The 12,106-nt window shown below is 38.8% G+C and carries 15 protein-coding genes; 14 read left to right on the top strand and 1 reads right to left on the bottom strand.

Going from position 1 to position 12,106, the window contains the following annotated elements:
• The first annotated feature begins 125 nt into the window (after positions 1 to 125).
• Positions 126 to 332 (top strand): DUF6501 family protein, encoded by a 207-nt coding sequence (locus LC090_RS10760; RefSeq protein ID WP_226657934.1) that lies wholly within the window; start codon positions 126 to 128, stop codon positions 330 to 332.
• Between the two features lie 105 nt (positions 333 to 437).
• On the opposite strand, the gene LC090_RS10755 is transcribed toward LC090_RS10760, so the two are convergent.
• The gene (locus tag LC090_RS10755; protein ID WP_226658452.1) at positions 438 to 1,676 is read right to left on the bottom strand and encodes a YeeE/YedE family protein; all 1,239 of its coding nucleotides are present in this window, start codon (positions 1,674 to 1,676) and stop codon (positions 438 to 440) included.
• A gap of 242 nt (positions 1,677 to 1,918) precedes the next feature.
• Here LC090_RS10755 and LC090_RS10750 point away from each other — a divergent pair, with 242 nt between their 5' ends.
• The 13 genes from LC090_RS10750 to LC090_RS10695 all read left to right on the top strand — a co-directional run bounded on the left by LC090_RS10750 (position 1,919) and on the right by LC090_RS10695 (position 12,098).
• Positions 1,919 to 2,986, top strand: a complete 1,068-nt coding sequence (locus LC090_RS10750; protein ID WP_226657933.1) for a nitric oxide synthase oxygenase — start codon at positions 1,919 to 1,921, stop codon at positions 2,984 to 2,986.
• A 19-nt stretch (positions 2,987 to 3,005) separates the two neighbouring features.
• Positions 3,006 to 3,302 carry an antibiotic biosynthesis monooxygenase family protein gene (locus LC090_RS10745; protein WP_226657931.1) on the top strand — a complete coding sequence of 99 codons (297 nt, stop codon included), beginning with the start codon at positions 3,006 to 3,008 and terminating at the stop codon, positions 3,300 to 3,302.
• 107 nt (positions 3,303 to 3,409) lie between these two features.
• The gene (locus LC090_RS10740; RefSeq protein ID WP_226657928.1) at positions 3,410 to 3,829 is read left to right on the top strand and encodes a DUF4395 domain-containing protein; all 420 of its coding nucleotides are present in this window, start codon (positions 3,410 to 3,412) and stop codon (positions 3,827 to 3,829) included.
• Positions 3,830 to 3,931: 102 nt separating this feature from the next.
• Complete coding sequence (locus LC090_RS10735) at positions 3,932 to 5,242, top strand: lysine N(6)-hydroxylase/L-ornithine N(5)-oxygenase family protein (RefSeq protein WP_226657926.1); 1,311 nt, start codon at positions 3,932 to 3,934, stop codon at positions 5,240 to 5,242.
• Positions 5,243 to 5,319: 77 nt separating this feature from the next.
• Positions 5,320 to 5,943 (top strand): methanogen output domain 1-containing protein, encoded by a 624-nt coding sequence (locus LC090_RS10730; RefSeq protein ID WP_226657923.1) that lies wholly within the window; start codon positions 5,320 to 5,322, stop codon positions 5,941 to 5,943.
• Positions 5,944 to 6,033: 90 nt separating this feature from the next.
• A complete protein-coding gene (locus tag LC090_RS10725; RefSeq protein WP_226657921.1) occupies positions 6,034 to 6,225 on the top strand; it encodes a hypothetical protein in 192 nt (63 codons plus the stop codon).
• 89 nt (positions 6,226 to 6,314) lie between these two features.
• A complete protein-coding gene (locus tag LC090_RS21945) occupies positions 6,315 to 6,449 on the top strand; it encodes a hypothetical protein (protein ID WP_255461985.1) in 135 nt (44 codons plus the stop codon).
• A 182-nt stretch (positions 6,450 to 6,631) separates the two neighbouring features.
• On the top strand, positions 6,632 to 7,459 hold the full coding sequence (locus LC090_RS10720; RefSeq protein WP_226657919.1) for an aldo/keto reductase: 828 nt from the start codon (positions 6,632 to 6,634) through the stop codon (positions 7,457 to 7,459).
• A gap of 81 nt (positions 7,460 to 7,540) precedes the next feature.
• A complete protein-coding gene (locus tag LC090_RS10715) occupies positions 7,541 to 8,092 on the top strand; it encodes a hypothetical protein (RefSeq protein ID WP_226657917.1) in 552 nt (183 codons plus the stop codon).
• Between the two features lie 162 nt (positions 8,093 to 8,254).
• Entirely contained in the window at positions 8,255 to 9,433 is a 1,179-nt protein-coding gene (locus LC090_RS10710) for an acyl-CoA dehydrogenase family protein (RefSeq protein ID WP_226657914.1), read from the top strand.
• A gap of 179 nt (positions 9,434 to 9,612) precedes the next feature.
• The gene (locus LC090_RS10705; RefSeq protein ID WP_226657912.1) at positions 9,613 to 9,759 is read left to right on the top strand and encodes a hypothetical protein; all 147 of its coding nucleotides are present in this window, start codon (positions 9,613 to 9,615) and stop codon (positions 9,757 to 9,759) included.
• A gap of 105 nt (positions 9,760 to 9,864) precedes the next feature.
• On the top strand, positions 9,865 to 11,235 hold the full coding sequence (gene dacB, locus LC090_RS10700) for a D-alanyl-D-alanine carboxypeptidase/D-alanyl-D-alanine endopeptidase (protein ID WP_226657910.1): 1,371 nt from the start codon (positions 9,865 to 9,867) through the stop codon (positions 11,233 to 11,235).
• 119 nt (positions 11,236 to 11,354) lie between these two features.
• Positions 11,355 to 12,098: a metallophosphoesterase family protein gene (locus LC090_RS10695; protein WP_226657907.1), complete on the top strand. Its 744-nt coding sequence runs from the start codon at positions 11,355 to 11,357 to the stop codon at positions 12,096 to 12,098.
• Positions 12,099 to 12,106 lie beyond the last annotated feature (8 nt).

Genomic DNA, 12,106 nt, shown 5'->3' with positions numbered 1-12,106 from the left:
TCCAGGTTCTTTTTTCTTCAAGGTGAGAAGTGTCTTTTCATAAACAAGGAAGTGGATTAGCTCCATGCTTTAACTTATCGCTCCTGTCATGTAGAATAGAAAGAAAGTTGAAAGGGGTGAACAAGTTGATTCATCAAACATGGAAAGATTCAGCAACAATAAAAAAGGTAAAATGCGTACATACTGATGCAAAGAAATACATGGTTAACCGCGTGCTAACCGAAGGAAAAACCTATGAAGTGAAAAATGAAACGGAAGAGTTCTTATTTGTTGTAGACAATAGCGGGAAAATCGGTGGTTTTTACAAAGAGTATTTTGAAGAAGTAGAATAAATAGCCATGAAGTAAAAAACCAGATCATATTTGATCTGGTTTTTTACTTCATGGCTATTACATAATAGAGGGACATTGAATAAACACCAATGTCCCTTGATTCGCTTAACAAAATTGATCATTCTTATTTGGATTTTTTAATCCAAAAAGTGGTCGTAAATAGAGAGCAAGGTAAGAACCTGCAAGTGCTACAATCATCCAAACCCAGCCGTGTAGACTGAAGGATGCAATGCCCCCGAAATATGCGCCAATATTACAACCAAATGCTAACCTTGCTCCATAGCCCATCAATAAACCACCAATAATTGACGCGGCTGCTAATTTAAGAGGCACTCTTCTCATTACAAAAGCACCACCTGCTCCAGCTGCCACGAATGCTCCGAGTATCACACCAAAGTTCATGACACTGGTTGAATCAGTAAGGATTGATTGTTGAAGGGCTTCTCCTTTAGCACCTGACCAATACCCCCATTCTGTTACATCAATTCCAAGATACAAAGCAATTTTTGATCCCCATAGAGCAAAAGCTGAGGTAATTCCCCATGGGTTACCGCGTGAAATTAACGTAAGTGCATTTAAGACACCTAATGCTATAGCTGCGGTCCAAATTGGCCACGAGCCACGAAAAATTCGTTTCCATCCTGATGTAGTGGGAAGAGGTTTGATTTTCGGCGGTTTTCGTTTTTTCGCAATGAACTGAACAACAAAGAAAATAATCGCAAACAAGAATAGCTGTACGATCCAAGCACCAAAGTAGCCGAGTCCAGTATCTTCCGCTAGAGAAATGGCTTGAAATGACGGCATTTGATTTACCCAAAAGTCAAAGTGCCAGGCACCGATAACGGATCCGATTATAAAACCGAAAAGTGTAAGCAGCATTTCAGTTTTCCCCCATCCGACCGTATAGAGCGTGCCCGACGCGCACCCTCCTCCGAGCTGCATCCCTATTCCAAATAGAAATGATCCTACGACAACGCTTGTCCCAACAGGAAAGACATATCCACTTGGGGTCGTTCCAAATAATCCGAATCCGTTTGAAAGGATGGGTGCAAACAGCGTGCTAGCCACTGCCAGCATAAGCATATGCGATTGTAGTGCTGTTCCGTTTCCTACACTTAGTAATTGCCTAAAAGCCGAAGTGAAGCCAAATCTTGCATGTAATAGGCAAAAACCGAGTAATAAACCTAAGCCAAATAGGACTAATTGTTGAATACCCTGACCGACCCACAAGATAAATGCGAGAACACCAATGACCAGTAATCCTACAGTTAAAACTGGTTTCTGGGGTGCTTTTAAGAAAGGTAATTGTAAATTTGTTTTAGAAGAGTGAACAGGCTGTTCCATCATGCATAATGCACCTCATTCCGATGTTTTTAGTATGGATTGATTTGTATATCCTACACGACATTTCACCATCTGTAAACTATTCCACATTGCATTTATTAATTGAAGCGAGGACCTTGCGTAATTCGTTCTGACATTGGAGGTTGTGCTATAATGACATTTGGATCATTAGAAATTTATTCATTTATTACGAGCTTAAGATGAGGTTTTGCAACCGTCTCAGGCTATAGGAGGTTGAGACAATGGAAATTGAGCAATTGGTTCAAAATGCATTTGATTTTATAGATCAGGCCTATCAAGAGTTAGGGGTAGAACCATCACGCTTAAATGAACGAAAAAAGGAAATAAAGAACGAAATAATGAAAACAGGTTCCTATACACATACATATAAAGAATTGTCTCACGGTGCTAAGATGGCATGGAGAAACAGCAATAAATGCATTGGACGACTTTTTTGGAATACGATGACAGTTTTGGATGCGCGATATGCTACGACTTCCGAAGAAGTAACAAGTGCACTCTTGCACCATATTCGAATGGCTACCAATGGAGGAAAGATAAAACCAACCATTACGATTTTTCAACCTGGCATGGTTCGGATTTGGAATCATCAACTCATACGCTATGCTGGTTATGAAACGGAGGAAGGTATCGTTGGTGATCCGGATTCGGTCGTTTTTACTAAGGAAGTGATGAAACTCGGCTGGCAAGGGAAAGGAACTGCACATGATGTACTTCCACTTGTTTTCTCACTCGAAGGTGAAACGCCAAATATTGTTGAAATCCCAAAGGAAGAAGTGCGTCAAGTTGACATTCAGCACCCGGAATACGACTTTGCTCCACTTAATGTTCGTTGGTATGGTGTGCCTATTATTTCAGATATGCGTTTGGAAATCGGAGGCATTCATTACAATGCTGCACCATTTAATGGATGGTATATGGGAACGGAAATCGGGGCAAGAAATCTGGCAGACACGAACCGGTACAATTTATTGCCGGATGTAGCAAAACTGATGAATCTTGATACAAGTTCCAATGCAACATTATGGAAAGACCGAGCATTAGTTGAGTTAAATCGAGCGGTGCTTTATTCCTATCAACTTGCTGGAGTAAGCATTGTAGATCATCATACAGCTGCAAAACAATTTCAAAAGTTCGAGCAAAATGAAGAGAAGGCGGAGCGAGAGGTGACTGGAAATTGGACTTGGCTAATTCCACCTGTGTCGCCAGCTACTACTCACATTTTCCATAAACCTTACAAAAACAAAATTGTAACTCCGAATTACTTTTATCAATCAAAACCATATTAAAGAAAAGTGAGGAAGAAACTTGGTTATTGAAAAAGCTTATTTCACCATTCATGAAGGTCTTGAATCGAAATTTGAAGCGATTTTTAAAGAAGCTGTACGTTATGTTGCAGAAACAGAAGGGTACATCTCTTATCGCTTGTTGAAATCAATTGAAACAGAGCGTAAATACGTCATTTTCATTGAATGGGAGACTCTTGTCTCGCACACTGAAGGCTTTATGTCATCTCATCGATTTGAAAAATTCACGTCATTAATGGATCCATTTCTTGAAAGTGTAGAGATGGAGCATCTTGCTCCCCTTCAATCTGATAACTAAACCCACGTTATGGTGGGTTTTTCTTATGAGCGAATCACTATACAAGCGATAAAAAAAACGGTATGCTAGGATTTAGATATATTCCTATATGAAAGGTTGGATTTAACGTGCCTTCATCAATACCAAGACCACTTGTTCGATTAAATCAATCGTTTATCTTTCTATTTGCAACAGCATATGTTTTCTTTTCACATTGGACTTTTCTAGCCGTACCGCTTGTTGCAGGCTTAATGGGTTTAATTCTCCAATTCAATCCGGTTATGAAAACAGGGAAGTTATTTCTCAAGAAATCGCTTCATCACTATATCCCTGAAGATGTGGATCAACAAAATTTCAATCAAAAAATTGCGGTATCACTTCTTGCCATTTCCTTAATTTCTCATTTACTCTCTATTGAGTGGTTAGCTATTACTGCTGCAGTCTTAGTAGCATTAGCTTCCTTTATTGCAATTCTAGGTTTCTGTGTAGGTTGTTTTGTTCGTTTTCAGTGGAAACAATATCAATATAGACGGTCACAGCATTCTTAAAGACAGCGTGGCTGTCTTTTTTTTTGACTGAAAAACCTGAAAAGTTAATTTCTGATATACTTAAGAAAGAGAGAAGTTGAAGATTAGAAAGGATAGGGTAGGATGAGAGAGAATACTTATGACTTAATCGGTGTAGGAATTGGCCCATTTAATTTAGGACTGGCAGCACTGTTAGATCCAATAAATGAAGTTAATGCATTATTTTTTGATCAGAAATCAGAATTTGATTGGCATCCTGGTATGTTAATTGAAGGAACTAGATTACAGGTACCATTCATGGCAGATCTTGTCACAATGGCGGACCCAACGAATCCTTATAGTTATTTAAACTATTTGAAACATCAAAACCGCTTATATAACTTTTATTTCTTGCAACGACTTGAAATGCCACGAAATGAGTATAACCATTATTGCCAGTGGGCAGCTAATCAGTTGGAGAGTTGCCAATTTGGTACGAAAGTAACGAGTATCATGCCTGTAGGAAATCCTGTTGAACATTATGAAGTGATTAGTGAAAATGTTGATTCAGGAGAAGTGACGAAGTATTTCGCTAAAAATATTATTTTAGGCGTTGGAACTGTGCCTTCTTTACCTACATCGCTTCAGGGGATGAACGAAAATGATGTTTTTCACTCTTCTACTTTCCTTGAGCATACTGATCGATGTAAAGAGGCGAAAAGCATTACTGTGATCGGGTCTGGTCAAAGTTCTGCAGAGATTTTTCGTGAACTTCTAAAAGATCGACCTGAACAAGGTTATTCATTAAATTGGATCACCCGTTCTCAAGGTTTTTTCCCAATGGAGGAGACGAGATTAAGCCTGGAACACTTTTCACCGGAGTACGTTAATTATTTTTATGATCTTCCTCAACATCAAAAAGATGACATTTTCAGTGGTCAGCAACTTTTATATAAAGGAATCAGTCCACATACGATTACTGATATATATAACCTTTTGTATGAGCAGTCTGTAGGCGGCGTAACGATGGATGTGACGTTAATGCCTTTAACCGAAATCAATGGACTTAGAGAAAAGGAGGACGGTACTGGTTATGAGTTAGAATGTCGTCAGTGGCAGAAAGATAAAAAATTCTTATTGGAAAGTGAAGTCGTTGTCGCTGGAACAGGATACCGTCCTTTAATTCCGAAGTGTCTTGAAGATCTTAATGAACTCATTGAGTGGGATGAAAAAGGTCGGTATCAAGTAACAAAGGATTACCGTCTTCGTTTGAAGAAGGATTCAAATTCAACGATCTTTGTCCACAGTGGCATGCAACATACGCACGGAGTGGGATCAACCAACTTAGGTCTTGCGGTTAATCGCAATAAAATCATTATTAATGAACTGTTAGGCAAGGAGATTTATCCTGTCCTTGAAGGAAATATCTTCCAACAATTTGAAGTAAAAGAGTAATGAAACTTTCCATTGCTAACAAAACATTCTATGATAGAAGAAAATAGAAAGGGTCTGGTGATGAGTGTGATTGTCTCATGAAGCAATATCATCCACTAACAGCCAACACGTTTCTTGCAAAGTTAATTACTCAATATGCTAATATTCATCATAGAGCAATTGGACCTGCAGCAAAAGAATATATTAAACAGCTTGGAATAAAAACGGGAGAGTGGCTCGAATCTAATTATCGCGATGATCTTGAATGGACACCAGATGATTATGCGAAGGTGATTGTTGATATAAAAAATTCGATCGGCGGAGAATTTTTTATAACTGAAGTCACTCCCTCTTACGTGATTGTAAAGGCGCATCGTTGTCCATTTGGAGCAGAAGTAATGAATGCTCCTCATCTTTGCACCATGACATCAAGTGTGTTTGGAGGAATTGCAGCAAGGCAATTTAAGTATGGAGAAGTGAATCTTCGGCAAAGAATTGCACTTGGAGATCCAGTTTGTGAAGTCATGATCGCATTTGAACCAGGAATTGAATCGGGAGATCGTTATGAAAATCTTCCAATTACTCCTGAAAATGGGGATCCGTTTACTTGGGAAGAAGATACCGTTACGCTATTAAGTCAAGAGTTAAAACGCAGCGATGAGATGGTCATGAAATTAGTTGAAGAATTGGAAGACCTTAAAAAACAAGTTGAAAATCAGTAGAGATAAAACCAGCTGAAATAGCTGGTTTTTTTGTATGAAATTCTGAATTTATCAGAAACTACGTCTAAAGGCATAAAGGAGTGGAAGAACATGGAGAAAAACGCCAGAGGATATGTTCAGGAGAGCTGTCAGGCTCTTGAAGAAGCCAGTCGCTGTTTACAGCAAGCTTTATCAACTGTTGAGAAGGGACAAAATAGGGACAGAATACAGCAATCACTTGATGGACTAACAGCTGTTCAATCTCATTGTAGTGAAACGGCTAACGTCCTTTCACAACAATAATTTTATTTGAAGAAATTTCAAAAATGAAGTTTTAGAAGAATTAAAATCGGAAATGGTGGACTAACGTTACACACAAGGAGGGATTAATCATGAGTCTATTGTTTGGCAAAGGCATGCAAGCATTCGAACAAGATGCGAAAGCTGAAAGAGAAAAAGTACAAACTTCTCCAATCGCACACTCGAATAAAAAATCCAGATTAAAACAGAAACCCACTAAATTCTAGCCATCCTTTTGGATGGTTTTTTTTGGTTCTTAAAGAATTGTTCATTACACTATTTTAGAGACAATTGGTAATAGAGGGATTTTCTCCTAACCGAGAAAAGTAAATTGTAAAAATATGATTAGATTATGATAAGAATGGGAAATGTCTGTTTGTGAGCATAAGACTATTGGAGGAGATTACAAATGGCTAAACAGTGGACAAAAACAACATTGCATAACGGCGTTGAAATGCCAACGCTTGGTCTTGGTGTCTGGAAAATGGAAAACAATGACGAAGTTAAAACAGCTGTTAATGCTGCAATTGATGCAGGATATAAAGCGATTGATACTGCAGCGGCTTACAAAAATGAAGAGGGCGTTGGGGCAGCTATAAAAGAAAACAGCACACCCCGCGAAGAACTATTTATAACCTCAAAAGTTTGGAATGACGACCAGGGTTATGATTCGACCCTTAAAGCATTCGATGATACAGTTTCTAAACTAGGAATTGATACGCTAGATCTTTACTTAATTCATTGGCCAGTAGAAGGCAAATATAAAGAAACGTGGAAAGCGATGGAGAAGCTATACAACGATGGTCGCGTTCGTGCTATTGGAGTCAGCAATTTCCATCCACATCACCTTGAGGATTTGTTGAAAGATGCAGAAATTAAACCAATGGTTAACCAGGTAGAATTCCATCCACTTCTAAATCAAAAAGAACTTCGTGAGTACTGCAAGCAGCACTCAATTCAAATGGAGGCATGGTCACCGCTTGCCCAGGGGAAACTGTTGGATCATGAAATTGTAAAAGAAATTGCAGAACAGCATGGTAAGTCAACAGCTCAAGTGATTATTCGCTGGGATCTTGAACATGAAGTCGTTACAATCCCTAAATCTTCAAATCCTGAACGCATTAAACAGAACTTTGATGTTTTTGATTTTGAATTAACACAAGATAACATGAGAGCCCTTGACGAATTAAATCAGAATGAACGCATGGGTCCTGATCCAGATAACTTCGATTTTTAATTTAAAGCCGGCACACTGCCGGCTTTTTGTATGCAACCATTTCTTACTTACTTCGTCTACACAATGAAGGGAGAGAGAATAATGGGAAGATGGCTTTTGGGATTTACCTTATTACTATTAATCGGTGTCTTTTTCTCAGGTGTCTGGTTTACCATGATTCGAGAAGATCAAACGAGCATAGAAGCAGTGGATACTGTAGCGCCTACTGCAAAAACTCATACAGATCAAGAATATTATGAACCTGGTGAGCCTTACGTTGAGGAGGATATGGATGGCAATGAATTTTTTCGATTAGAAGTTAATATGATGGACGAAATTCCTGCAGAGGCAGATTTAAAAGAATTAGATCAATCACAAGAGTACATAGGATTTGAACTTTACGCTAAAAACAATCAAGAGTCTGGTCTCGACTTCAAGCCATATTATTCAAAACTAAAAGTTAATGGTTCTCAGATAGAGCCAGAGGATTTTGTCATTATTGAACAAGATGGCTGGAACAAATTTATGATGAAAAGTGATAGTTCATTTCGGATTGCGCTGATTTATCCTGTTGACACAGATGCGAAAGAAATGACACTTGTGATCTCTCCAGAATTTTATTATAAAGATATTCTGTATAAATGGAAAAGGTAGCTATGGTCAACCGTCCCTTAGGTTTAAAAACCTAGTGAGTTAGGTTCCATTTTCTTTCCTTAGAAATAAGTTATTGTGCTTTTTCCGATCGAATTACTGGAGATTAATTCCTCTCGTAGTGTAGGATAGAAAGTGTAGAGTAATCGGAAAGGCTGGAATCTTATGATAAATCACTTGTATCACGCTTATATAAAAAATGATCGACAGAAGCAATTATTAGAGATGGCGAATACACTCTCTGATTCGTTTTCTAAGAGGGCGGAAAATATTGATAAAGAGGGACGGTTCCCTTTTGAGAATTTCAACGAATTAAAGAAATCAGGATATGTAGGTTTAACCGTTCCAGAAAAATTTGGTGGAGAAGCAATTGATTTATATGAATTTGTCATGCTTCAAGAGCGGATTGCTACGGGAGATGCTGCTACAGCGCTCTCAATTGGCTGGCATCTTGGTCTTATGTTAGAAATGAGAGACGAGCAAACGTGGTCAGATGACGTTTTTGAACGACTAAGTAACCTTATAATGAATGAAAATGCTCTATTTAATCGTGCTGCGTCAGAACCTGCAACAGGGAGCCCGACGCGTGGTGGTATGCCTCAGACGAAAGCGATCCATAAAGATGGAAAGTGGATTCTTAATGGGCGAAAATCATTTACTTCAATGGCGCCTGGACTTCAGTATGCGCTTGTTTCTTCACAAATTGGCGATACGGGAGAAAAAGGTTTTTTTCTAGTTAATATGAAAGCACAAGGTGTAGAAATTGAAGAAAAATGGGACACGATGTCGATGAGAGGAACAAGAAGTGATGATCTTGTTCTTCATAATGTTTCACTACCGGAAGATGCTCTCATTGAAGGCCCGGAAAACCCAAAAAATGAGCTACCAAAAGCCTGGCTTCTCCATATACCTGCGTGTTATCTTGGCGTAGCGATTGCTGCTCGAAATGAGGCGATTGATTTTGCTAAAACGTATTCTCCGAATAGTCTTCCAGGACCCATTAAAGAAGTGCCTGAAGTACAGCGGAAAATCGGTGAGATGGAATTAGAATTGATGCGAGCGAGAGAAATGATGTACTCTGTTGCTCTAAGATGGGTAGCAGAACCTGAGAAGAGGTCTTTCATGGGCCCTGAACTCGCTGCTGTAAAGCATGTTGCCACAAATAGTGCAGCCAGAGTTGTAGATTTAGCGATGAGAATAGTGGGAGCAAGAGCTCTTTTCAAAGACAATCCTATGCAGCGCCATTATCGTGATGTAAGAGCTGGATTACACAACCCACCAATGGATGATGCGGTTATTTCAATGCTTGCAGGAAATGCGCTCAATCAGCATGAATCTTCCTAATGGAAGGTTCTTTTTTTTGAATAACATAGTAAAATTATCCTTGATTAGACAAGTTTCTATCAGAAAAACAGTTCATTTTCCAGCATTCTAGGCTATTGGAATTAAAAAAGTCAGAAAAGAAGGAATTAATCATTCGAATAGCGAAATAGATCATTAAGAAACGAAGGGAGGGGAGGAAAGTGAGAGAACGTCGAACCGTATCTTTAAGTGGAAGCTTATTGTTAACATATCCATGGGAAATGGAGCGTAAGGAACAAACTTTAAAAGAAGAAGGCGTCTATAAAAGAAATAGCCAAAACGAACAGGAGTTGAAAGAAAATAAATGATTTTTTTCTATGACAGTCTATTAACAGAAGCATTCTAGAACAGAGCCGTGCGAAAAGAATTGTCGCTTTGGCTCTATTTTAATTGGGGTGGGGGTTTAAACGATTTTGAATCAATCAACTTTACATAAGGTTTTAAATGACAAAAGACTTGAAGGAGCCATTGCAGGAGTTAGCGTTCGATCTGCAAGAACTGGGGCCATACTTTTCAACCAGTTTGGAAATACAAGGTTAACGCCAGCTTCAAACATGAAGCTCTTAACTGCAGCCGCTGCTCTCCATACGCTTGGTCCTGATTATTGTTTTACAACTGAAATCTGTACGGATGGAATCATACATGACGGTGAATTAATTGGGAATCTTTATTTAAGAGGTAAGGGTGATCCTACTCTTTTGCCTAAGGATTTAGAAAAATTCGCCCTAGAGCTTCAATCACTTGGAGTGAGAAGGATTCAGGGAGACTTAGTAGGTGATGAATCGTGGTTTGATGCTCAGTATCTTTCAGAAGATATGATTTGGAGTGATGAACACGAATATTATGGCGCACAAATTTCTGCACTTACCATTTCTCCGAACACCGATTATGATGCAGGAACCATCATGTTGACCATTTTGTCAGAAGGAGAAATTGGTGAATCACCAGAGTTTATGATTTTTCCTAAAACTCATTATGTCGAGGTTGTTAATCTAGCTACGATTGTTTCATCTAAAGAAGAGGGAGATCTCCGTGTTAAACGAAATCATGGATCAAACACCATTACGATAACAGGCACCGTTTCACAATATGCTGCTCCAGAAAAGAAATGGATTGCCGTTTGGAACCCTGCTACTTATGCCTTAGAAGTATTTTCAGAAACGCTTGTAAGTTATGGAATCACTTTATCTGGCAATAAGGTGCTTGCGCAAACACCTGACCATGTGAAGACGCTTCTTACAAAAACTTCGATGCCGCTATCTGAATTACTCATAACGTTCATGAAACTGAGTAATAACGGACACGCGGAAGTTTTAATAAAAGAAATGGGAAGGTTGCGGAAAGGGGAAGGAAGCTTTGAGGCGGGGTTAGAAGTCGTTAAAATGTTTTTGAAAGGTGAAGGGTTGAATCCTGATAACATGTGTTTGCGAGACGGATCGGGTATATCGCAAATGAACCTGATTCAACCAAACGAACTTTCGATGCTTTTGTTTAAACTACAAAACAAAAGTTGGTTTCCAACCTTTTTGAATTCATTACCAATAGCGGGTTCACCTGAACGATTGGTAGGGGGAACGTTAAGGGAGCGATTCGGTGGTACTTCCGCAGAAAACATCGTATTCGCAAAAACTGGTTCTCTAATTGGTGTTACCTCTTTATCTGGCTATATAAAAAAGGAAGAGCCTCTCATATTTTCAATTATGATCAACCATTTTCTTGATGAAGAAGAAACGGAGAAAATAGAAGATGAAATCATGCTCGTTTTATCTGGCGAGGCATTGTAATATGGTCGCGATTGCGGCCTTTTTTAATGCCATTTAAGAAACCTCTTTAATGAATGTTTTTCGTAGATTGAAGAAGTGACTGGTATAATAGGTATGAATGTTAAAAATGGAGGTTAAGCATGGATCGAATCGCAATTTTGTCAGATATACATGGTAATATGCCAGCATTAAAAGCTGTTTTGAAAGATTGTAAAGAGAAGCAGGTCTCTGAAATTTATTGTTTAGGAGATCTCGTTGGTAAAGGACCTGATTCTGAGTTGGTGGTTGATCTTATAAGAGAAAACTGTAACATTGTGATTAGAGGAAATTGGGATGAAAATATGGCAGCATATTCTGAGTGGGAAACAATGAAGTGGCATCAATCCGTTTTAGGAGAAGAGCGATTAACTTATTTGCGTAGTCTTCGGTTTCAACACGACTTCTATTTAAGTGGACAACGCGTACGTCTCCTTCATGCATCACCTGAAAGTGTTCATGTGCGAGTCTATCAAAACGATCCTTTAGAAAAAAGACAGGCAATGTTCCTAAACACAAAGGAAACTGGAGGCTTTCTTAATACAGATAATCAACCAGATATTGTGGGCTATGGAGATATCCATTGGAGTTTTATACAGTATTTGCGTGAGAAAACGCTATTTAATACTGGAAGTGTAGGTAATTCACTTGAAAGACCGGATGCCTCTTACGCAATATTAGAAGGTCATTTACATTCAGAAAAAAAGGAGAGTTATTCGATTACGATCATTCGTGTTCCTTATGATAATGAACTTGCGGTTCAATTGGCAAAAGAAAAGAAGATGCCAGATTTAGAACCTTACATAAAAGAAGTCCGGACGGCGCGCTACCGGGGATGGAAGGACTAGGATATAGA

It is taken from the genome of Guptibacillus hwajinpoensis, assembly GCF_020524165.1.
Taxonomy (GTDB): Bacteria; Bacillota; Bacilli; order Bacillales; family Guptibacillaceae; genus Guptibacillus; species Guptibacillus hwajinpoensis_D.
This window is presented reverse-complemented; position numbering and strand designations above follow the sequence as displayed.

What these genes read in the sequence shown, in the direction of transcription:
- LC090_RS10755 (WP_226658452.1), bottom strand. Translation starts at nt 1,676, where the DNA reads ATGGAACAGCCTGTTCACTCTTCTAAAACAAATTTACAATTACCTTTC.
- LC090_RS10750 (WP_226657933.1), top strand. Translation starts at nt 1,919, where the DNA reads ATGGAAATTGAGCAATTGGTTCAAAATGCATTTGATTTTATAGATCAG.
- LC090_RS10735 (WP_226657926.1), top strand. Translation starts at nt 3,932, where the DNA reads ATGAGAGAGAATACTTATGACTTAATCGGTGTAGGAATTGGCCCATTT.
- LC090_RS10730 (WP_226657923.1), top strand. Translation starts at nt 5,320, where the DNA reads ATGAAGCAATATCATCCACTAACAGCCAACACGTTTCTTGCAAAGTTA.
- LC090_RS10725 (WP_226657921.1), top strand. Translation starts at nt 6,034, where the DNA reads ATGGAGAAAAACGCCAGAGGATATGTTCAGGAGAGCTGTCAGGCTCTT.
- LC090_RS21945 (WP_255461985.1), top strand. Translation starts at nt 6,315, where the DNA reads ATGAGTCTATTGTTTGGCAAAGGCATGCAAGCATTCGAACAAGATGCG.
- LC090_RS10720 (WP_226657919.1), top strand. Translation starts at nt 6,632, where the DNA reads ATGGCTAAACAGTGGACAAAAACAACATTGCATAACGGCGTTGAAATG.
- LC090_RS10715 (WP_226657917.1), top strand. Translation starts at nt 7,541, where the DNA reads ATGGGAAGATGGCTTTTGGGATTTACCTTATTACTATTAATCGGTGTC.
- LC090_RS10710 (WP_226657914.1), top strand. Translation starts at nt 8,255, where the DNA reads ATGATAAATCACTTGTATCACGCTTATATAAAAAATGATCGACAGAAG.
- LC090_RS10695 (WP_226657907.1), top strand. Translation starts at nt 11,355, where the DNA reads ATGGATCGAATCGCAATTTTGTCAGATATACATGGTAATATGCCAGCA.